This is a genomic window from Acidicapsa acidisoli, from assembly GCF_025685625.1.
GTDB classification, from domain to species: domain Bacteria; phylum Acidobacteriota; class Terriglobia; order Terriglobales; family Acidobacteriaceae; genus Acidicapsa; species Acidicapsa acidisoli.
Genome location: NZ_JAGSYI010000002.1, coordinates 504,736 through 526,733, shown reverse-complemented (window position 1 = coordinate 526,733; position 21,998 = coordinate 504,736). Strand labels below are relative to the sequence as shown.

Annotated in this window: 22 protein-coding genes; 21 read left to right on the top strand and 1 reads right to left on the bottom strand. The window is 59.3% G+C overall.

All coding sequences use genetic code 11. The annotated features are described in order from the left end of the window. Positions 1–106: 106 nt before the first annotated feature. Complete coding sequence (gene trxA, locus OHL23_RS12215; protein WP_263352161.1) at positions 107–460, top strand: thioredoxin; 354 nt, start codon at positions 107–109, stop codon at positions 458–460. 65 nt (positions 461–525) lie between these two features. Here trxA and lexA read toward each other — a convergent pair whose 3' ends face one another. After that, positions 526–1,131 (bottom strand): transcriptional repressor LexA, encoded by a 606-nt coding sequence (lexA, locus tag OHL23_RS12210; RefSeq protein ID WP_263352160.1) that lies wholly within the window; start codon positions 1,129–1,131, stop codon positions 526–528. Between the two features lie 293 nt (positions 1,132–1,424). On the opposite strand from lexA, the gene OHL23_RS12205 reads away from it, so the two are divergent. From OHL23_RS12205 to OHL23_RS12115, 20 genes are all read left to right on the top strand, one after another. After that, complete coding sequence (locus tag OHL23_RS12205) at positions 1,425–2,222, top strand: response regulator transcription factor (protein ID WP_263352159.1); 798 nt, start codon at positions 1,425–1,427, stop codon at positions 2,220–2,222. 65 nt (positions 2,223–2,287) lie between these two features. Continuing rightward, positions 2,288–3,733, top strand: coding sequence for a sigma-54-dependent transcriptional regulator (locus OHL23_RS12200; RefSeq protein ID WP_263352158.1), 1,446 nt, complete (start codon positions 2,288–2,290; stop codon positions 3,731–3,733). 132 nt (positions 3,734–3,865) lie between these two features. Further along, positions 3,866–4,228, top strand: a complete 363-nt coding sequence (flgB, locus tag OHL23_RS12195; RefSeq protein WP_263352157.1) for a flagellar basal body rod protein FlgB — start codon at positions 3,866–3,868, stop codon at positions 4,226–4,228. A 24-nt stretch (positions 4,229–4,252) separates the two neighbouring features. Continuing rightward, positions 4,253–4,756, top strand: a complete 504-nt coding sequence (gene flgC / locus OHL23_RS12190; protein WP_263352156.1) for a flagellar basal body rod protein FlgC — start codon at positions 4,253–4,255, stop codon at positions 4,754–4,756. 37 nt (positions 4,757–4,793) lie between these two features. Further along, entirely contained in the window at positions 4,794–5,135 is a 342-nt protein-coding gene (fliE, locus tag OHL23_RS12185) for a flagellar hook-basal body complex protein FliE (protein ID WP_263352155.1), read from the top strand. Positions 5,136–5,162: 27 nt separating this feature from the next. Next, positions 5,163–6,818, top strand: a complete 1,656-nt coding sequence (fliF, locus tag OHL23_RS12180; protein ID WP_263352154.1) for a flagellar basal-body MS-ring/collar protein FliF — start codon at positions 5,163–5,165, stop codon at positions 6,816–6,818. A 58-nt stretch (positions 6,819–6,876) separates the two neighbouring features. After that, on the top strand, positions 6,877–7,926 hold the full coding sequence (fliG, locus tag OHL23_RS12175; protein WP_263352153.1) for a flagellar motor switch protein FliG: 1,050 nt from the start codon (positions 6,877–6,879) through the stop codon (positions 7,924–7,926). 35 nt (positions 7,927–7,961) lie between these two features. Then, on the top strand, positions 7,962–8,915 hold the full coding sequence (locus OHL23_RS12170) for a FliH/SctL family protein (RefSeq protein ID WP_263352152.1): 954 nt from the start codon (positions 7,962–7,964) through the stop codon (positions 8,913–8,915). 1 nt (position 8,916) lies between these two features. Continuing rightward, complete coding sequence (locus tag OHL23_RS12165; protein ID WP_396127342.1) at positions 8,917–10,272, top strand: FliI/YscN family ATPase; 1,356 nt, start codon at positions 8,917–8,919, stop codon at positions 10,270–10,272. Positions 10,273–10,280: 8 nt separating this feature from the next. Beyond that, positions 10,281–10,760, top strand: a complete 480-nt coding sequence (locus OHL23_RS12160; RefSeq protein ID WP_263352151.1) for a hypothetical protein — start codon at positions 10,281–10,283, stop codon at positions 10,758–10,760. 519 nt (positions 10,761–11,279) lie between these two features. Beyond that, entirely contained in the window at positions 11,280–12,848 is a 1,569-nt protein-coding gene (locus OHL23_RS12155) for a hypothetical protein (RefSeq protein ID WP_263352150.1), read from the top strand. A gap of 89 nt (positions 12,849–12,937) precedes the next feature. Continuing rightward, complete coding sequence (locus OHL23_RS12150) at positions 12,938–13,684, top strand: flagellar hook assembly protein FlgD (RefSeq protein ID WP_263352149.1); 747 nt, start codon at positions 12,938–12,940, stop codon at positions 13,682–13,684. Positions 13,685–13,823: 139 nt separating this feature from the next. Continuing rightward, positions 13,824–15,353 carry a flagellar hook protein FlgE gene (locus OHL23_RS12145; protein ID WP_263352148.1) on the top strand — a complete coding sequence of 510 codons (1,530 nt, stop codon included), beginning with the start codon at positions 13,824–13,826 and terminating at the stop codon, positions 15,351–15,353. A 255-nt stretch (positions 15,354–15,608) separates the two neighbouring features. Beyond that, the gene (locus OHL23_RS12140; RefSeq protein ID WP_263352147.1) at positions 15,609–16,103 is read left to right on the top strand and encodes a FliM/FliN family flagellar motor C-terminal domain-containing protein; all 495 of its coding nucleotides are present in this window, start codon (positions 15,609–15,611) and stop codon (positions 16,101–16,103) included. 83 nt (positions 16,104–16,186) lie between these two features. Next, positions 16,187–16,654 (top strand): flagellar biosynthetic protein FliO, encoded by a 468-nt coding sequence (locus OHL23_RS28835; RefSeq protein WP_396127340.1) that lies wholly within the window; start codon positions 16,187–16,189, stop codon positions 16,652–16,654. Beyond that, positions 16,648–17,385, top strand: coding sequence for a flagellar type III secretion system pore protein FliP (gene fliP, locus OHL23_RS12135; protein ID WP_263352146.1), 738 nt, complete (start codon positions 16,648–16,650; stop codon positions 17,383–17,385). The genes OHL23_RS28835 and fliP overlap by 7 nt, the downstream gene beginning before the upstream one ends. Before the next feature lie 24 nt (positions 17,386–17,409). Beyond that, complete coding sequence (locus OHL23_RS12130) at positions 17,410–17,679, top strand: flagellar biosynthetic protein FliQ (protein WP_263352145.1); 270 nt, start codon at positions 17,410–17,412, stop codon at positions 17,677–17,679. Positions 17,680–17,720: 41 nt separating this feature from the next. Continuing rightward, positions 17,721–18,521: a flagellar biosynthetic protein FliR gene (locus OHL23_RS12125; RefSeq protein ID WP_263352144.1), complete on the top strand. Its 801-nt coding sequence runs from the start codon at positions 17,721–17,723 to the stop codon at positions 18,519–18,521. A 2-nt stretch (positions 18,522–18,523) separates the two neighbouring features. Then, on the top strand, positions 18,524–19,801 hold the full coding sequence (locus tag OHL23_RS12120) for an EscU/YscU/HrcU family type III secretion system export apparatus switch protein (protein ID WP_263352143.1): 1,278 nt from the start codon (positions 18,524–18,526) through the stop codon (positions 19,799–19,801). Further along, positions 19,798–21,927: a flagellar biosynthesis protein FlhA gene (locus OHL23_RS12115; protein WP_263352142.1), complete on the top strand. Its 2,130-nt coding sequence runs from the start codon at positions 19,798–19,800 to the stop codon at positions 21,925–21,927. The genes OHL23_RS12120 and OHL23_RS12115 overlap by 4 nt, the downstream gene beginning before the upstream one ends. The last annotated feature ends 71 nt before the right edge of the window (positions 21,928–21,998 follow it).

Genomic DNA, 21,998 nt, shown 5'->3' with positions numbered 1-21,998 from the left:
CGTTGCCTTTGCGACTTCCGGCGATCAATTGCATCTCATAAACTGGCAGGTGCGGTTAGACTGACAGAGAGTGGCAATCTTGACTGTCAAGACCGCGAGGAGAATCATGGCCGGAAACGCAGTGTTTGAAGTGAGTGATGCAACGTTCGATCAGGAAGTGCTGCAATCGGAGCAGCCTGTCCTGGTAGACTTTTGGGCGGTTTGGTGCGGCCCCTGTAAGGCAATCGCCCCGATCGTTGACGATTTAGCGACGGCGTATGCCGGTAAACTGAAGGTAGTCAAGGTGGATGTCGACAAGAATGGCGCTACGCCTTCGCGTTATGGAATCCGCGGAATTCCGGCATTGCTGATCTTCAAGGGTGGTAAGGTTGCAGATCAGATTGTCGGGTATGTGCCCCGGGAAGTGATCGAAGAAAAGGTCAATCGCGTTCTGGCATTGTCTCCTGCCAGCGTGAATTAAGACATCAAAAAGCGGCCGGCGGCTTTAATGCCTGGCCGCTTTTTTGTCTCTAAGACAGCCATAAGTCAGCGATAGCGGCGGATGACTCCAAGGACTCGTCCCTGAATTGCGACCTGCGCGGCAGGGACGAAGATGGGGTCCATTTCTAGATTCGCCGGTTGCAGGCGTACTTGGCCGCCTTCCAGATAAAAGCGTTTTAAGGTGGTTTCCGACCCGCGCACCAGGGCGACCACAATCTCGCCTTGACGGGCGGTGCGGGTGCGTTCGACGAGGACGTAGTCGCCGCTGATGATGTGCTCGTCACGCATCGAATCACCCCGCACCTCAAGTGCGAAGACATCCTTGTTTCCCACCACATCATGCAAGGAGATGCTCTCGGTGTTCTCGGCCGCCTCGACCGGAAGACCGGCGGCAATTCTACCCATCAGGGGCAAGCGCTCGCTGGTCCGGGTGCGCGTGCCGACAGGCACAACGTCGATGGAACGGCTCCGATTGTGAACCCGGTCCAGCAGCCCCTTCTTTTCGAGGTTGGTGATGTGCTTGTGAACAGTGGCAAGCGACTTCAGATCCAATCCTCGCGCGATCTCTTCAAAGGAAGGCGAGTAGCCATTGCGGTTGACGAACGATTCCAGGAAGTCGAGAACCTCTTTTTGTCTGCGTGTAACAGCCATGGGCGCATTCTAGCGAATGAAAAGCGAAATAGCCAGAACTATTTTCGCTCTACCTTCCCCAACAGATTGTGAAGGCTGTCGGGCGCGGTGGGAGGATTCCAATGATCTTCCCCTCAGAAGTGTTCCATTTGGAAGCATTTTTGGGAATGCCTTTCAACTTCTCCCAATCCCGGAACTCTCCAGATTCTCCTAATGGAATTCCATTGAGGCACCTTCGGCTCACAGGGCAGTGTGGAGGTGAGGCAGTTGCCGCCAGCAAAAATACATGGCGTCTGACCTCCGGGAGCGAGTTCATGAAGTTGCTGATAGTCGAAGACGACCAGGCGCTGGCGATGTTCTTGAGGCGAGGCATGGAAGCAGACGGTCACCGGGTGCGTTGTGCTTATGACGGCGTCGAGGCTCTGGGGGCATTTCGGGACGAACTCCCGGATTTGACGATTCTGGATTTGAATCTGCCGGTGCTGGACGGGGAGCAGGCGCTTGCCGAAATGCGAGCTATCGACCCTCAGCTGCCGATCTTGATCCTGACCGGCCGGCAGGAAGTGGAAACGCGCATTCGGTGTCTTGATCTGGGCGCAGACGACCTGATGGTGAAGCCGTTCAGCCTGCACGAACTGCGCGCACGGTGCAGGGCACTTGTCCGGCGGAAACGGGAGGCGAGATTGATTCTCCGAGCAGGAGACCTTGAACTAGACCGGCTGGAGCATACAGCAAGGCGGGGGAATCAGGTAATCGCTCTGACCAACAAAGAGTTCGCGCTGCTGGAGCACCTGATGCTGAATCGAGGCCAGTGTGTCTCCCGGGTCGAACTACTGGATGCGGTGTGGGATATGGAGCCGGCCCAGACGACCAACATCGTCGACGTGTACATCAACTACTTGCGCCGCAAGCTGAAAGATCCTCCCCCGGGCTTCCTGTTGCGCACTGTTCGCGGGCAGGGGTATGTGGTGCCAACCGAGACGGAGATGCAGGTTTCGGTGCAGGCTTTGCTTGCAGCCCAAAACAGCCGGAACGCATTGGCGGGCACGGTTCCGATAGCGCATCCTGATCCGCTGAACAGTTCTGAATCCAGTCCGGTCCCGATCGCCTGAAGCAGTGAACTCAGAGAGCGATTCTCAACTCTTAGTTACATAACGCTATCCAAGGAGAGCAGCGCATGTTGCACAGTGTCATTTCGTCCGCAAATTCGATCGTTGCACCGACCGCTCCGCTGGTGTCGACCCGGTCGCGAACAAAGACTGTCCTGATTGCGAGTGCCGATGCGAGCCTTCGCGCACGGCTGCGCGAATGTTTGTCTGGCCTGCGCTGGCAGGTTCTGGAAGCTCCCGGCGGCGCGGAAGCCTGGCTGGCTGCCAAAACGGCGATGCCGCAACTGGATGCGATGGTCATCGATCCGTGGCTGGCCGATCTGGAAGTGAACGAGTTTCTATCGGAGTTTCATCGCGAAAACCCGCTTGTCGACGTGATGATGACCGACGGCACACCATTTCAAGAGGGCACTCGCAGTCCTCACCGCCAGGAGTTACTGTACGCACTGCGGAGCCTGGAGAGTGACACGGCGTCCTGGCAGGCAGCGCCCGAATTGGAGGAAAGAAGTGATTCCATCGCGCAACTCTTTCTTGCCCGTGGACAACAACGCCCTCAAGCGTTCGACTCTGGGCTCAGAAATCCTGTATGTATGTCGGCTTCGGAGAGCCCGTCCAGGCAGAGCAGCAATGACAAATCGACCGATCTGACTCGGCTGGCTCAGTCGCCTCAGCAAGGAGCCGGAATTCCCGTTTCTCTTGCCGGAGGTGGAGTGCCCGCAATGATTGTTGCCCGCCGCGAGGCCCAGACGGAACCTATTCCGGAGCTGATCGGATCCAGCGCGGTCATGCTGGATGTGAGCCGCCGCATCCGTTTGGTTGCCGCCAGGTCGACTCCAGTGTTGATTGAGGGGCCGACCGGGACGGGAAAAGAACTGGTAGCCGAGGCGCTGCACCGCCTTTCGACCCGAAGCCGTAAACCATTTGTTGCCATCAATTGCGCGGCTATTCCCGAGGCACTCCTTGAGGCGGAGCTTTTCGGTCACACTCGGGGTGCATTTACCGGCGCGGTACAGGGGCGAATCGGGAGGATTGAGTCGGCCGACGGCGGAACGCTGTTTCTGGATGAGATCGGTGAGATTCCGCTGGCGCTGCAATCGAAGCTCCTGCGGTTCTTCGAGAGCGGCGAGTTGCAGCGGATTGGGGATAACGAGAGGGTCAAGGTAGATGTGCGAATTGTTGCCGCGACCCACCAGCCTATGGCGGAATTAGCGCAGAAGGGGCTGTTTCGCGCCGACTTGTATTACCGGCTGGCTGTTTTTCTGATTCGGACTCCGGCTCTGTCGGAACACATGGAAGATCTGCCGCAACTCGTGGGTCATTTCCTGGAGAGGATGGGGCGTAAGTCGCCCGTGAAGCGGATCGATCCCGGCGCCATGTCAAAGCTCTCCGGTCACCCATGGCCAGGAAACGTGCGGGAGTTGGAGCATGTGTTGGAGCGAGCCGCGATTCTGGCTGGAGACGAGCCAGTGATTTCTCGGGATGAGATTGATTTTGGCTTGGTCCCGGTGAATTGAAGAAGCTTTGTTTGTGCTGTGATGCAGTTCCGGGAATTGCATTAGAAGTTTCTAGGCTGTGTCTGGTTCGCGTGGTTGAGCGAATGCAACTCTGCCAGCGAGTTCCGAAAGCGCAGAGGAAGTCAGGAGAGTATGCAGATAGCTACGGATTTAAGCGACAAAATTGCCAGGTATCTGGACCTCAATACCCGTCAGATCCAGTTGACGTCCGCCAATATGGCAAATATCGATACTCCCGGCTATCGCGCTGTAGGGATGGACTTTGAGGGCGAGATGCGGCAGGCGATGAATGCTATCGACTCGGACGAGGCGCTTCCTGAGCCGCAGTTGATCGCCGAGGATGGCCTGATTGTGCGGCCGGATGGAAACAACGTCTCGATGGACCGGGAGGGCTTGAATCTGGCCGAGGCGCAGTTGCGGTTCAAGGCCGGAGTGGCGCTGCTCAAGGGGCAGTACAACGGGATCATGGACGCGATCCACGCGGACGCGAAATAGAAACGCGGGAACGGGAGCCGACGAGTGAATCTCTTTGGAATGATCGATCAATCCGGATCGGCGATGCAGGCGGAGCGAATGCGCGCCGAAGTGGTGGCGGCCAACATGGCCAACGCGGAAACGACACGGACTTCTGCGGGCACGCCCTATCACCGCCAGCACGTGGTCTTTGCGGCTGGCAGAGGCGACCCGGAGTTTGCCAATCAGCTTGATGCGTCGATGGCTGCTCCGGGCCAGGGTCCCTTTTCCGGATTTGCGCCCGGGTTGCCTACGGGGTCGCTCGCTGGCGGCAATATCGCACCGGGAGTACACATTGCAGCGGTTGTGCAGGATACGGCGCCTCCGCTGAAGCGCTACGATCCCAGCCACCCAGACGCGGACGCTGAGGGATATGTCTCTTATCCGGATATCAACCCGCTTACCGAGATGGTCGACCTGATGGGAGCGACGCGGGCCTACGGCCTGAATGCTTCGGCAGTGCAGGCCGAGAAATCGATGATCAGTTCGGCCTTGGATATCTCCAAGTGAAGCCGGCTGCCGAATCGCAAACCAGAAAGGCAGATGCATGTTGCCAGTGACGCAGACTCCAGTTTCTCTCTTCGGTGCACCGCTCGAGGCCGGTCCGGCGAACGGTGTGGCATTCGCGCCCGGCATTACGGATTTACACGGCGCTGTTGCGGGCGCTCCGGCTCCCTTTGCCGACGTTTTCACCGACGCCATGGGGCAGGTGGAGCAGCTTGAGAAGCAGGCGAAGACGGCAATCGAAGGCCTGATGACGGGCAAGGGCGTGGATGTGCACGAGGCGATGATTGCATCGCAAAAGGCAGGGATGGGTTTTGAGCTGGTGCTCTCGGTGCGCAACAAGGCGCTGGCGGCCTACCAGCAGGTCATGGGAATGCAGTTCTAGCCGTTCAAGTCGGATTGATGGGGAGCCATGGCAGCTGGAGCACAGTTAGATAAGAAATCGCCGACTCCGGGGATTCCAGAGCCGGTCGGAGCGCAGGGTGCGCTCGGAGTCTTCGGGGATTACTGGAGCAAAGGTGCAGCGCAATGGGCGCTGTTGCCGCCTCGGCAGCGCAATTGGGCTTTGATCGGAGCAGCCCTCATCCTGGCAACGATCTCTGGTATGGCCTGGTACGGCACTCGAACGGATTGGCGAACGCTGTATGCCGGTCTCGATCCGGAGGATTCGCGGCAGATGGCGCAGGTTCTTACCCAGGCGCAGATACCATTCGATCTGGCGGCCAACGGAACGGCGATTCGAGTTCCCGCTCCGCAGCTGGACAAGGCGCGTCTTGCGACCGCGTCCAAGGGCGGACCGCGCAGCGGACGGATGGGGTTTGAGCTCTTCGATAAGCCCAACTGGGTCGGATCGGAGTTCGACGAACAGGTGAACTACCAGCGAGCGCTGGAGGGCGAACTGGAGCATACGGTCGCTACGCTGGCCGATGTACAGTCGGCGCGCGTGCATCTGGTGATGCCGCATGAATCGCTCTTTCGCGACCAAGAGCGACCCGCCAAAGCGGCGGTCGTGTTGACGCTGCGTCATCGTACGCTGGCGGATGGCGAAGATGAAGCGATTCGCAACCTCGTGGCGTCGGCCGTCGATGGGTTGTCTCCGGCGCAGGTGTCTCTGATCGATGCGAGCGGTCATCTGCCGCTGGGTCCGAAGACCGGCGAGGCGATCCGGCTGGGGATGGAAGAAGGTTTGGAAGCGAAGCTGGTCGAAACCCTCGAACCGGTAACCGGACAGGGAAATGTGCGCGCATCTGTAACGGTGGATTATGATCCTACATCCACGGACGTCACGGAAGAGAGTTACGACCCCGCCAAGGTGGTTACGCTTTCCATGCAACGCACCGAGCAGACGACCTCTCCTCAACAAGTGCCGGTGGGGGTTCCGGGAACGGCGAGCAATGCCCCCAACTCTCAGGCTCTTCCGGTCTATCCACAGCAGGTGACGCCGCCGCAGAGCGCCAAAACCGAGAGTGGAACGTATGGAGCGTCGAAGACCGTTCGGCATGTGACGCAGGAGCCGGGACACATTCGCCGTCTGACGGCAGCCATCGTGGTCAACGACCGCATGGAAGCCGCAGCCGGAGATCCGAACGGCAAGAATCCCAGTTGGAAGCCACGCAGCGCTGAAGAGTTGCGGATGCTGACTTCACTGGCTCAGGCAGCGGTCGGATTTGACGGGAGCCGGGGCGATATTGTGACGGTGCAGGATATGAGCTTCGACGAGAACCGCAATGCTGCATCTCCGTCACTTTTGAGCAGGGCATTGGCGATGATCGAACGATCGCCTGTTCTCGTGAAGTTTGCGACTTTGCTGGTGGGATTGGTACTGCTGATCACGCTTGCCATCCGGCCGGCGCTGAAACATGCCAGGGAGTCGGCACTCCCCGCAGGCAAACAGCCGGTTCTTGCCGCGCCGCCCGCCCAACCGGAGGGTCTGCTTACCCCGGAACAGGCATCGTTGGATTCGGAACGGCAACGCGTGCAACGCGTCTTCGATCAGGTCACGGAAACGTTGAAGCGCGATCCGGCACAGAGCTCCCGATTGCTGCAGAGTTGGATTCACTCCGACTAAATTCTCGAAGTCGACAACGTGCAACAGAAACTGCAAGTGGCTGGACAGGAGGATCGCGTTGGCCGAGTTTGGACAGGATGCAGCGCCGCAGCGGAGGCTGACTGCGCAGATGAACGGAGTGCGCAAGGCGGCGATACTGATGGTCGCTGTTGGCGAGGACATCGCCAAAGAAATTCTTCGTTCTCTTCCGGAGATGGATGTGCAGCGGATTACGGAAGAACTGGCCGATCTCAGGTCTGTTCCGCCGGAGGTTTCGAGCGCCGTTCTGGAAGAGTTCTGGGAACTGCTTGAGACTCAGCACGTGATGATGCACGGCGGGCTGGATTTTGCTTCGCGTCTTCTGCACGACACCTTCGGCAAGCAGCGCGCAGAGGATCTGCTGATGCTGGTGCGGCGCGCTCAGGAAGCCAGCCAGGGCAATCTTGGCAAATTGCAGAAGACCGATCCGCAGCAGTTGGGCAAGTTGCTGGATTCGGAACATCCGCAGACCATTGCGCTGGTGCTGGCTCATCTCGACCCGAAACGTGCCTCGCAGGTTTTTGACAATCTCAGCGAGGATCATAAGGTGGTCTCGATCAAGCGGCTGGCCGAGATGCGCCAGTTTTCGCCGGAAATGGCGCAGAAGGTTGCGCTGGTCCTGCATCGGCGGCTGGAGAACGTGGGAGATTCCAAACGGAAGAGCTATTCGGGTTTCCGGGCGGTGGCCGATCTGTTGAATCGGGTCAATCCGGAAGAGTCCAAGAGAATTCTGGAATCGATCGAGAGCGCGCAGCCTGAACTGGCTCTTAACATTCGCAATCTGATGTTCACCTTTGAGGACCTTGTCACAGTTCCGGCTGTGAGCATTCGGGAGATAGTCTCCGGTGTCGACAAGCGGCAGCTTGCGCTGGCCTTACGCGGAGCCAACGAGGAACTGAAGGCGCAGGTCTTCAAGGTCATGAGCTCCCGAGCCGTGGAAATGCTGAAGGAAGATATGGAGGTCATGGGCCCGGTTCGTTCGCGCGAAGTTGCCGCGGCGCAACAGGAGATTCTTAACCTGGCGCGCCGTCTTGAATCCGAGGGGAAGGTGATTCTCAAGATGGAGACCGGGGACGAGATGCTGGCGTAGGCCGCTGATTTCGAAAGATCGGTCTGGAAGATTATGTGAAATGGTTGCCGGAAAGGATCGGAACCTGGGAAGGATGGACCTTGGAAGGCGCGCAGACAAATACGCGGGCGATAGAGCTGGAGATTGAATCTTTCCGCTACTCCAATTCAGCGTGGACCCAGAAGCTGAGTCAGTGGAGCGACTCGCTCCCTATGGAGTTTCCGGACGCCGGATCGGCTTTCGATGGTTACCGGGATCAAACGACCGATGTTCTTTCAGGAGCGGAATCGGATTCCGTTGGTTCCGGCGGATCGGTTCCCGGCGATTCAAAATCGATGGGAGAGGCAGCTTCGGCGGTTGTGAGCGACAGTGAGTTCAAGCAATTCTCAGAGGAGGCGCTCGCTGAGGAGATCGAACGGGCCGAAGAGCGGGGACGAATTCAGGGAATCCAGATTGGACTGGCTCAGGGCCGGGAAGCGGCTTCCGGTGAATTGAAGAAAGAGCGGGAGCGTCTGACGGCCCAGGCTGGGGCGCTGCTGGCGAGTTTTTCTGAGGCTCGCGACAGTTGTCTCCACCAACTGGAGCAGGAGGCGGTGCGGCTGGCGCTGGCGATTGCGGCGCGTATTCTTCGCCGCGAGGCGCAGACAGATCCGTTGTTGTTGATTGGAGCAGTCCGTGTGGCATTGGGGCAGTTGTCGGACTCAACCGCGGTACGGGTCAAGGTTCCGGCCCAGGATCAGGCGATGTGGGAAGAATCGCTCATGCTGATGCCGGGTTTGGCGATTCGGCCCAAGGTAATCGGCGATGCGACGATGGAGTTGGGAGAGTGCCGGATGGAAACGGAGATCGGCTCGGCTGATCTGGGCCTGTGGGCTCAGTTGAAGACGATTGAGAAAGGTTTCTTCTATCGGCTTGGTGACCCATTTGGGGCGGGCGGGAGTGATGCGGAAGCATCCGCGCCGGAATCTCTGGCAGACAGGACATTTGCGCCTCGGGAAAGTGGGAACTGAGATGAGCCTTGAGACACCCATTGAGGCTGAACCTGCGGTCCATTCTCTGGAATCGTACAGGCGGCACTTGCTACGCGGCCAACCATGGCGCTGGCAGGGACAGGTTTCGCAGGCCGTGGGACAGACAATTGAATCCATTGGTCCAAACTCGTCTGTGGGAGAGTGCTGTGAGATCATGGATCGCTTTGGGCGGCCGCATCTGGCGGAGGTGATCGGCTTTCGCGGTTCGACAGTGCTTTCGATGCCGGTCAACTCGCCGGAGGGAATTCGTTTCGGCGACGCGGTCGAAGCATTGGGGACAGCTCCCGAGATCGGCGTTGGACCAGAGTTGCTGGGCCGCGTGCTGGATGGGCTGGGGGAGCCGATAGACGGCGCCGCTGGCCGTCGGCGGCCGGCGGCGGTCGCAACCCTGCCAATCGACGGAACGGTGCGGCTGCCGCTGGCGCGTCTACCGATTCGCGAGCCGCTCGGAACGGGGATTCGCGCACTCGACTCTCTCCTGACGGTTGGACGAGGGCAGCGGGTGGGGATCTTTGGCGGTTCCGGGGTAGGGAAAAGCACGCTGATCGGGATGATGACGCGCAATACCAGCGCCGACATTACGGTCGTTGGACTGGTGGGCGAGCGTGGGCGCGAGGTTGGTGAGTTTCTGGAAGATGCTCTCGGAGAAGAGGGACGAAAACGGTCGGTGGTTCTGGTTTCGACCTCCGATCAATCCCCATTGATGCGCATGCGCGCCGCGCTCTCGGCGACTACGGTGGCTGAGTATTTCGCGGCGCAGGGGCAGCATGTGTTGCTGGTGCTCGATTCGCTTACCCGCTTCGCTATGGCAGCCAGGGAGATTGGCCTCGCGGCGGGCGAACCGGCGACAGCGAAGGGTTATACGCCGTCTGTCTTTGCCCGTCTGGCCAAATTGGTGGAGCGGGCGGGCAACTTCAAGGTCGGTTCCATCACTGCTTTTTACACAGTGCTGATGGAGGGAGACGATCAGCAGGACCCACTTGTCGATGCGGTGCGGTCTCTGCTGGACGGCCATGTGGTGCTCTCACGGCCTCTCGCCGCCGAGGGGTGGTATCCACCGATTGAGGTGTTGGACTCGATCAGCCGACTCATGCCTGCTGTCGCCGCGCCTGACCATCGCGAGGCCGCGGGCCTGGTCCGCCGCCTTCTTGCCGCGTATGCCCGTTCCGAAGATCTGGTGCGGATAGGCGCGTACAAGCCGGGCGCAGATGAGGATCTGGACAGGGCGCTCGGGGCGCGACCTCTGTTGCGCGAATTTCTGACGCAGGGGGCTGCAGAGAAGATGAGTTACTCCGAATGTCTCGACAGGCTGATGAAGCTCTCTGCCGAAATTTGAGGTTAGCCATGCCGGGCAAACGCGTATTGCAAAGACTGCTGCGGATTCGGGAGCTGCGGGAGGAACAGGGCCGCGTGGAGTTGGAGGCAGTTGTCGGTCAGCGGAATCGCGTGGCGCAGGAACTGGTGGAAGCGAAGAATCGTCAGGCGCAAGGGCGGAGCGCATTTGTGGCCGGAATTTCGGACCGCGACAGGACTGGCCGCGCTGCGGGAATGATTGAGATGGAACAGGCCCGCAAAGAGCAGCCGCGCATTGCAGCAAGGTTGGAAGCTGCAAACGCTGAAGTGGAGCGTCAGCGCAACGAGTTTTTGGAGCACCGCACAGCGCGGCGCCAGGTGGAGACGCTGGTGAGCGCGGAGCAGGCCGCCTTGCGGGAAGAGGCAGCCCGGCGTGCTCAACAGACGCTGGACGACGGGTATGGCAGGCGCGGGTCACGCAAGCAGGATCGACTTGGAATGGAAGACAATCCGGCTTCGATGGCTGAGTAGGCATAACGTTGAAGAATTCAAAGGCTTGAAAGCGAAGAGCCGAGACCGATGCCTCACTTCATGAAATCCATCTAACACATTGCGGTTGTCTTTGGACTTTCAGCTGCTTTGTTATCCGGCATGAACCCTGGAACTATCGTCGACGGATTGACTGTCGTAGGGAACAAGGCAGGATTGGAGCTGCAAAAAGCCGGAGGGCGGAAGTCTTCAGCGGCTCAGGCACCGATCACGCGAACTGTACCGGGTACAAAGGTCAAGATCGACTCGGAGTCAGACTCCCGGAATTGGAGTCAGGAGTTTGCCGAGCAGACTAGCCTCTTGGAGCGGGAGACGGGATCGCCCGATCCTGCATCGGAGGTTGAACCGGCCTTACGTTCCCGCAGCGTTCCTGCAGCTTCGCAACAGTCCTCGTCTGGTTCTGCTACGAAGTTGCAAAGTAGGGACGCGGTACCGGCGCGGGGCTCTCAACCTCTCCCCGAGGCGGATCCATCGACCAGCAGAGGGGTTCAGGAGCAAAGGTTGTCGACCCGGAGTCACGCGAACAGCTCGAACTTGTCAGATGGTCTGCGAGAGTCCAAGTCGCGTACGGAGAATTCGCATCGCACCGCACCGGCTCAGTTCGATCCATCTCTCCAATTGGAGAACTTACCGTCGCCGGGCTATGGATTGACAAATCTGTTACCGGCCGGGGGCGACTGGAAGAGTGGCTATGATCAGGCCTCAAGAGGTCAGACATCCTTAGATCATGGTTCCCAGGTAGGAGCAGGGAAGCAATCCGTTGCGGTCGATATCGCTGGATTGGCCGCGCCGAGTAATGACGGTGCAGCAGGGATGGGCCGATCCAATGGCCTGTCGGTTTCTGATCTGTCGGTTTCTCCAATCGGTGGAATTGTTCCTGACAGCCAACCGGCTTCGGGATCGATCGGCTCGACGTCAATTCATCCGGCTTCTAACAGCAGTCTGCGATTCGATGCCGAGGGTTCAGGGTTCGCGAGTCCGCTGAACGATGCGGCTTTGGATTTGGCTGGTCTGTCGGGCAATGATTCTTCGGATGTGAGCCTCGCGTATGTTGGCCAAGGGAATGCCCCCGCTGTCGGGAGTCTGAACCTGCAAACCGCAGCATCTTCCAAAGCCAGCATCGTTCCACCGGCGAGTCTTTCTTCCAATGCGATTGAGGGTCCGGCGCGTCGATCGACGGTCTCGGATGAGAGCGGCGCAGCCAGAGGCGCTGAACAAGCTGCTAAGCAAGCCGCGAGCTATACGGGCAACAAAATCAGCGGGAATGCGGGAACGCCGACGGGAGTTCATGAGCGCGCGAAACTTGACGATTCCGCCTCCGGTGGGTCGACAAACTCCACCCTGCATGGGAGCGTTCCGAATCAGCCTTCAGGGAATTCATCGGGGCATCCAGCGGTAACAGGCACGCTCATTACGGCTTCGGGATCTCATCCTCTTTCAGACTCTGCTGGGTTGGAGGCTAGAGCGACAGGTTCGGGACAGATTTCCGGACTTGTTTCCGGACCTGGCGGCGCTGACGCGCTCCATAACAGCGGGGGCTCGACGGACAGCAATCCGTTTCTCGCGATGGACGGCGGGCGCGGTCCCGTGATCGAGCAATCATCAAGCGTGGCCAACCAGTTGACGGTCGGGCACCAGGACCCTGTTCTTGGCTATGTCGAGTTGCGAGCGCATGCGGATGGGAGCGGTGTGCATGCCTCGCTGGGAGTGCAGTCGACTGCAGCGGGAGAAAGCCTTGAAGGGCATCTGGGTTCGTTGGCGAGCTGGATGAACGAACGCAATACTCCGGTGGAAAGCATCCGGGTCCTGGGCCTCGGTTCTGAACACGCGCAGAGCGGGACATTCCACGGCAGGGGTTCTGAAGCGAATGGCGGCACTGGAGCGCAATCGGGCTTCGGGAGTTCCGGTGATGGCAGTGGGGCGAGTCAACATCGGCCCTCCAGTGGATCGCAAGAGCTGCCAGCGATGGCGAGTGCGGTTCCTGCCGGGCTTGCTTACTCGCAGGGCGTTCCTGCGAGTCAAGTCGTTCCGGCGGGAGTGAATGGCAAGAGCATCTCGGTCGTGGCATGAGCCGCGCTGTCTCGCGGCGTTGGCGGAACTCCGGCGAGGCCGATAGCGCTTTGCCTGAACAGCGGAATACGCAGTGGAAAGGAGCACGCATGAGCAGCATTTGGAGCAGCGCGGCATCACAGGCGAGCGAATCACCCTTCGCTTCAGGCGGAATCGGGCCGAGCCCGGGAGGGGGCGCTGCGGCGAAATTTCAGTCGATCCTGCAGTCATCGGATAAGCAGCAACAATCTGTGGGGCAGCTGGGTCTGAGTCCCGCGGCTAGCTCGAAGGCAAACGTTGCCAGGGCAATGACATCAGGAACGGATTCAAGCAACTCGTCCACTTCGGATACATCGGACGCAACCATTTCGGCGAATGACTTTCTCACGCTTCTTGTCACCGAGATGCAGAATCAGGACCCGACGGCTGATACCGATCCGAATGAGTACATCAATCAACTCGTCCAGATCAACAGCCTGGAGCAACTGATCGATATCAATCAGAACCTGTCCGATGTATTAGGCACGGCTTCTTCGTCTACGCAGCCGTCGGGACAAGTCCAAAGCGCAACTGGTGCTGGGAATGCCACATCCGCGAAGGCTCAGGCCGCTGCAAAGATCGCTTCCGGTGCAGGCGCAACCGGGCCGGGGTCGAGTGTCAATGCGGCCTTGTCTTCGGGAACCGGGTCAGCGTTCTCCGAAACGGCAGGCAGTCCTATTGCGACAGCGCACGGAAACCTGAGTGCTCCACCGGACTCTCACGCGGCACACAAAGTCGCTCATGCGCTCGATGGCAGTCGTCGGATGGCCGGGCACGGTCACGCGATTCGGGATATACCGACCCGGCCGTTGTCGTAAGCACTGTATCGCAAATTGATTTCTCGTTTGCATTTCGTTCTTGCCCGTCGGAACCAGGTCGGCGGAAAACCAACACGAGCCACTGGAGAGGTTTTGTGCTTCGGAGGCAATTACCGGGAACCACTCAGGAGGAGTTCCGATGGCAAGCTTTTACATTCCACTTTCTGGATTGGAGGCCGATACAACGGCTCTGAACACGATCGCCAACGACCTGGCCAATCTCAACACGACGGGCTTCAAAGCGCAGACGGCCAATTTCTCGGATACGTTTTACCAGCAGATTGGGGAGCAGGGGTCGGGCGATCCGATTCAGGTCGGCTCCGGCGTCGATGTTTCTTCGATTCAGTCGGACTTCAGCCAGGGTAGCCAGATCTCGACCGATAGCGCGAGCAATGTGGAACTGGTCGGGAATGGATTCTTCGTTGTGAACGACGGAGGCGCCAATGTCTATACACGCGACGGTAATTTCTCGGTCAGCCAAACGGGGAGTCTGGAAACCCAGGCGGGCGAGCAGGTAATGGGCTTTCCCGCGACGAATGGGGTAGTCAATACGAATGCTCCGCTGGCAGGAATCAACCTGCCTGTGGGACAGGTACAGCCGGCCCAGGCAACGACGAGTTTCGGCATGAATGCCAATCTGGATTCGTCGGCCGCCATCGGGACGACACTTCCGGCGCAGGTGACGGTGTATGACTCGCTGGGACAGTCGCATATCGCAACTGTTACCTACACGAAGACTGCGACCAACACCTGGAGTTATAACGTCTCGATGCCCGACACGCTCACGGCGGCCTCGAACACTGCAGCGGGCGCTACAACCATCACATATAATTTCGGGTCGAGCGCCGGTACCCTGGCTACGGTGGATCCAGGGACGAACCTGACAATTACCGGGCCAACAGCCTCGGGCACGGCGACCATCACTGTGCCGCCGGTCACCGCCGGGGAAACCGTTGCAGCGTATGCCACTTCTCTTCAGACCGCAGTGACTGCGGCTGGCCTTACGGGCGTGACCGTCGCTTCCACGCCGGGTGGACAGTTGACCATTTCCGGAGCCAACATTTCAACCGCCGGCAGCGTGATCCAGGATCCGGTCTCAGCCAACACCACCGGAACCTTGACCTTCAATTCGAGCGGTGATCTCACTAATCCAGCATCGAATATTTCGGGTATAAGTTTCTCCGGCTTATCGGATGGCGCTGCGAATATGACGATGAGCTTTAATATCCTCGGAAGCGCGGGCACTCCGACGATTACGCAAAGCGACGTGGCCTCCGCCGCTACGGGGACGACACAGGATGGTTTCGCCGCCGGGAGTTATACCGGCTTCAGTATCGCCAGTGATGGCACCGTCAACGCTACCTTCTCGAATAACCAGACATTGGCTGTCGGACAGTTGGCGCTGGCTAATGTTGCCAATCCGCAGGGGCTGCAGCTGTTAGGAGATGGGAACTATGCGACAACGCAGGCCAGCGGCACCGCCTCTGTTGGAGCCTCGGGAACAGCCGGGCTGGGAACGATCAATGACGACACGCTCGAAGCTTCCAATGTCAACATCTCGGCCGAGTTCTCGGACTTGATCATTGCGCAGCGGGCCTTTGAGGCTAACTCTAAGGGAGTTACCACCTTCGACACGATCGCTCAGGAAACCATCAATATGATCCACTGAGGCCGTGCAGGATCGGATAGCCGGAAGGCCGTGCAGGATCGGACAGCCGGAAGTCTGTCATACCTACGGGAGAGGTCGCCGGAAGAATCGGCGGCCTCTTTTATATGCTCTATCCCTGCGTGCTCGACGAAGAAGCGCCGAATTATTCGGACGATTTCCGGATAGTCTCCGCTCGTAGCGAAGATGAAATCTTTCTAATTGAATTGCACCAACTTGGGACACGCACGTGCTCTTCCATTCCGCAAGAGGGCACACATGGCTACCCAGTTTCCACCGAGGCAAGTCCCTACTCCCGCATCCGCAGTTGCATCCCATCCAGTATCTCAGTCTCATCCGGCCTCCGTTCAGAGCGGCGTTCCAGACGATGGCGTTGCTCACAAAAACGATGTCCATGGCGACCCTGGCTCCCAGTCCTCATGGAAGGCCAACGGTGTCTCAGGCCTGGTTCAGAGCGGTAAATTGCGAGCCAATGAAGTTGCGGCGGACGGTGAAATCAAGACAGAGGAAGACGCGGAACTCATGCGGCTTCCCGCGCCTATGGAAAGGCTGCCGGTGGGGCTGCTGGTGTCAGTGCCGGTACGCGACTTCCGGGTTCGGAATCTGCTCGCGATGGCGCCGGACGAATTGATCGAAACGCAATGGGGGCATGGAGAAGATCTGCCGTTGTCCTCAGGCGAAGTGCAGCTGGCGTGGAGCGAATTTGAAGTGGTGGATGCCCGGCTGGCGGTACGTGTTACGCGACTTGCCTGAAGACCTTTCCGCACCTCTCAGAATCGTTGCACGCGCATAACCGGACCGGATGGAACAACCCAGCGGACTAGGCAGGGAGAACGATGAAACAAAAACTCGCAGTCGATACGAGAGAACGTGCGATGACCGATCTCGAAGGTGATCTGGGCTATCTTCGAACTCACCTGGACAGCCCTGGATACTTCTTCGCAAACAAGCTCGGAACTGGCCTGATTGCTCGTTTTGTGCGCGGGTGGCAAGTTTCGGCGGCACGTCCGGCCCAATTGGCATTGATTGCGCGGATTGAGTTGGGTGCTCGCCAGACAGTTGCGCTAATTGAGGCCGAGGGTCAACGACTGCTAGTGGCGTCCTCGGCGGATGGAGCCGCGTCCTTCTTTTCTCTTAACAGTGCTGAGCCTCGCCGCGACGAATCCTTCCCAAGTGCTCTAGAAAGCGGCCCTGCTACAGGAGAGATGAAACCGTTGGCCATTCCACGAAAGCTCTCCCGAAGACCGGGTTTCAGTGCTCAATCGGCGAGGTCCGCAAGGCCAGTGAGCAGGGTCTCATGGTAAGCGTGCAGATGCTTTTGTTCCGCGTGCCTGCGCATCTGGCGTTCTGGATCGCGGTGCCGAGTGCGGCTGTGCCCGTATTGCCGGATCTGGGCGCCAAGCTGCATCCCGGAGACTCAACTCCCTGGACCATTCTCTTCGTTCTGACCGCGATTACGTTGTTGCCTTCGCTGATCATGGCGGTTACGCCGATGGTGCGGCTTATGGTGGTCTTTCACTTTCTGCGACAGGCTCTTGGGACGCAGACCGCGCCCTCCAATCCCACGCTTCTCGGTCTTGGCCTTGTGATGACGTGGTTCCTGATGCAGCCAGTCCTGGTGTCTGTGGAGCAGCAGGCTGTGACGCCTTATCGCAATGGTGAGATCACTGGCTGGGAGGCAATCGACCGTGGCTCTGTGCCCATCAAGACATTCATGCTGCGTTACGCACGGGAAAAGGATCTGGCGCTATTTACGGCGGCTGGGCAGATCCCGCGCCCTGCGAAGCCTGAGGATCTGCCGCTGCGCGCAGTCATTCCGGCCTACATGCTTTCCGAGTTGAAGGCTGGGTTTGTGATCGGTGCTGTGTTGTATCTGCCTTTTCTGCTGATCGACATGGTGACGGCTGCGATTACGACTTCGATTGGCATGTTCCAACTGCCGCCGGTGGTGGTTTCAACCCCGCTCAAGATCCTGCTGTTTGTGATGGTCGACGGCTGGAATCTGGTGACCGGGTCGCTGTTGAAGAGCTTTTGACGCGCATGCGAAAGGGGAATGGGGATGAGTCCGGACCAGGTCGCCGAAGTGATGCGGCATTTATTGCGGGAGGCGATGATTGTGGCCGCGCCCATTCTGCTTGCGGCGGCGCTGCTGAGCTTCTTATTAAGCCTGTTGCAGACGCTCACCTCGTTGCAGGAGCAGTCGCTGACCGCGGTGCCTCGGCTCTTTGCAGTGGTGACGATTCTGACCGTTGGGATGCCTTGGTTTCTGCATCGGCTGACGGCGTACACCGTGTCTCTGTTCACCAACTTCGATCGTTTTCTTCACTGATCGATTGCTGTTTGTAACAACGAAAGCGAGGAGGTGCGAGCGTGGCTGAATGGAATTCAGCGGATTGGAATTCGATGGGTGCGGCTCTCGTTCTCGCGCTGGTAAGGGTGAGCTCGATGATCGCGCTCGCTCCGTTCTTTGTCTCGCGGGCTATCCCGACGCGGACGAAAGCGCTGTTCTCGTTTGCAGTGTGCGTTCTTCTTGTGCCGACGATTGCAGTGGCCGCAGCCAAAGGGAATGGCGCTGGAGTAGAGCTGAGCTTTGAGGGGATCCTTGGCGAGGCGGCGATAGGAGTGATCTATGGCCTTACGCTGAGCCTATTGAACGAGATGCTCTTGATCGCGGGGCAGATTGTGGGATTGCAGTTCAGCTTCTCGCTGGTCAATCTGCTCGATCCGGCGTCGGAGATTCAAACGCCGCTGATGGGCGATCTGTTTCAGATGATGGGGACGCTGGTGCTGATCACGGCCGGGTTGGATCGGCTGCTGCTGGCGTCGATGGTTCGCAGCGTGCGCGCGGTGCCGCTGGGCAGTTTTCCGCTGGCTGCGATTTCTGTTTCGGCGAAGGCGCTGGTGCCGATGCTTTCGGGATCGTTTTTCGCTGCGCTGGAGCTGGCTGCTCCGGTACTGGCGGCGACGGTGCTTGTTGAGATCTCGGTGGCACTGCTAGGCAAGCTTTCTCCGCAGCTTCCCGTGGTTGCTTTAACGGTTCCGTCCAAGACGCTTACGGGCTTCGTTTTGCTGATCGGTTCGCTGGCGCTCTGGCCTCGTTTCATTGAGGCCCGCTTCAGCAATCTGCTCGATGTGGCCGAGAGGCTGATTGCTCATGGCGGACGAGGATAGAGATGGCCGGCGAGCGCACAGAACAGGCTACTCCGCAGCGGCGCGAAAAGGCGCGCAAGGAAGGCGACGTACTGCACAGCCGCGAGCTGAGTGCGGCGGCCGGGACGCTTGCGGGAGTGATGTTGCTTGGATTCATCGGCCCACGCCTCCTCTCGGCCTGGGTTCAGGCTGCAGGAGGCTTTCTCAGTTATGGCAGGTTGTCCGCCTGGGAGCCGGAGACGGCGGATGCGACGATGCGTTCGCTGGAGGGACTGGCGATGACGATACTCGCGCCCGTTGGCCTTGCCAGCGCCGGGGTTGCCACAGCTGCGCTTGCAGCCGGGGTAATGCAGACGGGTGGAGTTCAGGTGCATCCCCAGCTGCTTGGCGTGAAATTCGACCGCATCAATCCTCTGTCGAATCTGAAAAATCTCTTTTCGCTTCGCTCGGCGGCGCGGCTGGGCAAATCGATGATCCCTGCGGCGGTGCTTGCGATCTTTGCCGTGCAGAGGATGGCGCGGCAGTGGGACATGCCTCCGTTTTCTTCCGTGCGCATGATTGCGTTGAGCGGCGATGTCTACGGCTTACTGTTGACTGCGGCCTGGCTGCTCTTTGCGTGGGCGGCGATCGATTATGCGGTGGAATGGCGCAGCCGCGAGCAGCGTCTCAAGATGAGCCGGCAGGATATGCGGGATGAATACAAGGAGTCGCAGGGCAATCCGCAGATTCGCGGGCGAATTCGCAATCTGCAGCGTCAGGCCAGGCGGCGTCGCGTGCAGGCCGATGTGGCCAAAGCCACGGTGGTGATCACCAATCCGACGCACTATGCGGTCGCGCTGGAGTTCGATTTCGGGGCCATGGAAGCTCCGAAGGTGCTGACCAAGGGCAGGAATCTGCTTGCCGAGGAGATTAAAGAGCAGGCTCGTTGGGCCGGAGTTCCGATCATTGAGAACCCGCCCTTGGCGCGGTCGCTGTATCGCTCTGTGGCTCCGGGCGAATCGATTCCGGTAGATCTCTATGCTGCTGTGGCCTCGATTCTGGCGTTCCTGTATCGCCAGCGCGTCGAGCGCGAGACGCAGCAGCGCCGAGAGCGCGCAGCCGCCGCACGAAGGGATGGATCGTCGCGCGTGTCCGAATCTGTTCCCGGCACCGCGGCGAGTTCCACAGTTGCGCTGGCGCGGATTCCTGGTATGCGCGACCGTGTCAGGCGCGGTAAGGAAGACGGTCACGGTTCGCACGGAGAACCGAAGGCCGCGACGGAATCGACGTCGCAATTACCACCTAAGCGAGGAGAGTCATGAGTACAGCGGTTGTTGTCAACGCGCCGGGAACACGGCTAGCAGGGATGTGGAGCCGGTTGGGCGAGTTCCTATTGCCAATCGGTGCCATCAGCGTGATGTTTGTCATGCTCGTTCCGCTCCCGTCCGGGGTGCTGGACATGCTGCTGGCGCTTTCGATTGCCGCGTCGGTGATCGTGTTCCTGTCTGCAGTACAGGTGCGCCGTGCTGTCGAATTGAGCGTCTTTCCGACACTGCTTTTGTTGCTGACACTCTTCCGGCTTTCCCTCAACATCGCCTCAAGCAGGCGAATCCTGCTGCACGGATCGGAAGGCACGGCGGCGGCGGGAAATGTTATTGAGGCCTTTGGTCAGTTTGTCGTCGGCGGGAACTATGTGGTTGGCTTTGTGCTCTTTCTGGCGCTGATCGCGATTCAGTTTCTCGTGGTTTCGCATGGCGCGGTCCGCACCGCTGAGGTAACCGCGCGATTCACGCTCGATGCACTGCCGGGCAAACAGATGGCCATCGACGCGGACTTGAATGCCGGACTGATCAACGAACATGAGGCGCGTCGTCGCCGCCAGGCAATCGCCCGGGAAGCCGAGTTTTACGGAGCGATGGACGGTGCCGCGCGCTTCAGCCAGCGGGATTCGATGGCTACGATTCTTATCACGGCCATCAACATCATCGCGGGCCTGCTGATCGGCACGTTGCAGCAAGGTGTTGATCTTGCCGAGGCTGTACGCACCTATACGGTGCTGACCGTGGGCGATGGCCTGGTGACGATGATTCCGTCCCTGCTGGTTTCGGTGGCCGGAGGCATCACGCTCACGCGAACAAATTCAGCCGTGACACTCTCCGGAGAACTGCGCACACAGCTCTTTGATCGCCCAGCGACGTTGTACATGGCTGCGGGAGTCAGTGCGGCACTATGCCTGATTCCGGGACTACCCAAGTTCGCATTCCTGCTGGTTTCCCTTGCGCTTGTAATTGCCGCGCGCAGTCTTGGAAAGAGTGCCGCTGCCGGTGATGCAGAGACAGCCTCAGCGGGCGGCGAGGCGACTGCGGCTCAGTCAAAGGCTGGCGCGGTGGCTCCGGCAAACGAGATGGCGGCGCTGCTGAAGCTTGAAGAGCTGACCCTGGAGATCGGCTTTCAGCTGATTCCTCTGGTCGACGAGAAACAGGGCGGCCAGCTTCTGGGCCGTGTGCGCACTCTGCGGCGGCATCTTTCGCAAGAGCTTGGTTTCCTAGTGCCCCCGGTGCATATCTCCGATAATTTGCGCCTGGGGCCTCGCGAGTATCTGTTCTCTCTGCGCGGAATCGAGATTGGGCGTTGGCATACCGAAGGAACGCAGTTGCTCGCTGTCTCGGGCGAAGGCGTGCGGCGTCCGTTGCCCGGCAAAGAGACACGCGAGCCGGCCTTTGGTGTGCCTGCATTGTGGATTGCTCCCACTTTGGAGGACCAGGCAATTGCAGCCGGTTATTCCGTTGTCGATCCGGTCACAGTTGTTTCTACGCACCTGGGTGAGATGTTGCGACAACATGCGCATGAATTGCTCGGCCGGGCGGAAACAAAGCGGCTTCTGGATGGGCTCAACGACACACACCCAAAGCTGCTCGAAGAGCTTGTCCCCAAGCTGCTGACTCTCGGCGAGGTGCAGCGGGTGCTGGAGCAGCTACTGCGCGAGCGGGTGTCGATTCGCGACATGGGATCGATCCTGGAGGCGCTGGTTGAGACCGCAGCGATCAACAAGAATCACGTTGCCTTGGTGGAAGCGGCTCGACACGCGCTCGGAAGGCGGTTGATTCAGCCTCTGCTGGATGGCGACGGTCAATTGCCGGTTCTGTTGATGGAGCAGTCGCTCGAAGAGGAGATTCTGAACTTCCTGTCCCATGAGACCGGAGCCGGACAGCGGCAATTGAGCGGGCCGGTTCGTTCGACGTCGCCCCTGATTCGCCGCCTGGTCGATTCTTTGAAGCAGCTTATCTCGACCACTCCCGCAACGGCCACTCCCGTGCTCTTAGCACCGAGTCCAGCCCGATATTACATCCGGCGTTGGATTGAGCCATGGCTGCCCCGGATGGCCGTGGTTGCAATTGCGGACATTCCGGCTGAGACGCGGCTCCGCCCCATGGGAACCGTTCGTTGAGTTCAGGCAATTGGCTCCAGCGATGCAGCAGGCTGGCGCAACTTCAAGCGAGGGTGTGCATGACAGGAGCG

What these genes read in the sequence shown, in the direction of transcription:
- trxA (WP_263352161.1), top strand. Translation starts at nt 107, where the DNA reads ATGGCCGGAAACGCAGTGTTTGAAGTGAGTGATGCAACGTTCGATCAG.
- lexA (WP_263352160.1), bottom strand. Translation starts at nt 1,131, where the DNA reads ATGGCTGTTACACGCAGACAAAAAGAGGTTCTCGACTTCCTGGAATCG.
- OHL23_RS12205 (WP_263352159.1), top strand. Translation starts at nt 1,425, where the DNA reads ATGAAGTTGCTGATAGTCGAAGACGACCAGGCGCTGGCGATGTTCTTG.
- OHL23_RS12200 (WP_263352158.1), top strand. Translation starts at nt 2,288, where the DNA reads ATGTTGCACAGTGTCATTTCGTCCGCAAATTCGATCGTTGCACCGACC.
- flgB (WP_263352157.1), top strand. Translation starts at nt 3,866, where the DNA reads ATGCAGATAGCTACGGATTTAAGCGACAAAATTGCCAGGTATCTGGAC.
- fliE (WP_263352155.1), top strand. Translation starts at nt 4,794, where the DNA reads ATGTTGCCAGTGACGCAGACTCCAGTTTCTCTCTTCGGTGCACCGCTC.
- fliF (WP_263352154.1), top strand. Translation starts at nt 5,163, where the DNA reads ATGGCAGCTGGAGCACAGTTAGATAAGAAATCGCCGACTCCGGGGATT.
- OHL23_RS12165 (WP_396127342.1), top strand. Translation starts at nt 8,917, where the DNA reads ATGAGCCTTGAGACACCCATTGAGGCTGAACCTGCGGTCCATTCTCTG.
- OHL23_RS12160 (WP_263352151.1), top strand. Translation starts at nt 10,281, where the DNA reads ATGCCGGGCAAACGCGTATTGCAAAGACTGCTGCGGATTCGGGAGCTG.
- OHL23_RS12150 (WP_263352149.1), top strand. Translation starts at nt 12,938, where the DNA reads ATGAGCAGCATTTGGAGCAGCGCGGCATCACAGGCGAGCGAATCACCC.
- OHL23_RS12145 (WP_263352148.1), top strand. Translation starts at nt 13,824, where the DNA reads ATGGCAAGCTTTTACATTCCACTTTCTGGATTGGAGGCCGATACAACG.
- OHL23_RS12140 (WP_263352147.1), top strand. Translation starts at nt 15,609, where the DNA reads ATGGCTACCCAGTTTCCACCGAGGCAAGTCCCTACTCCCGCATCCGCA.
- OHL23_RS28835 (WP_396127340.1), top strand. Translation starts at nt 16,187, where the DNA reads ATGAAACAAAAACTCGCAGTCGATACGAGAGAACGTGCGATGACCGAT.
- fliP (WP_263352146.1), top strand. Translation starts at nt 16,648, where the DNA reads ATGGTAAGCGTGCAGATGCTTTTGTTCCGCGTGCCTGCGCATCTGGCG.
- OHL23_RS12130 (WP_263352145.1), top strand. Translation starts at nt 17,410, where the DNA reads ATGAGTCCGGACCAGGTCGCCGAAGTGATGCGGCATTTATTGCGGGAG.
- OHL23_RS12120 (WP_263352143.1), top strand. Translation starts at nt 18,524, where the DNA reads ATGGCCGGCGAGCGCACAGAACAGGCTACTCCGCAGCGGCGCGAAAAG.
- OHL23_RS12115 (WP_263352142.1), top strand. Translation starts at nt 19,798, where the DNA reads ATGAGTACAGCGGTTGTTGTCAACGCGCCGGGAACACGGCTAGCAGGG.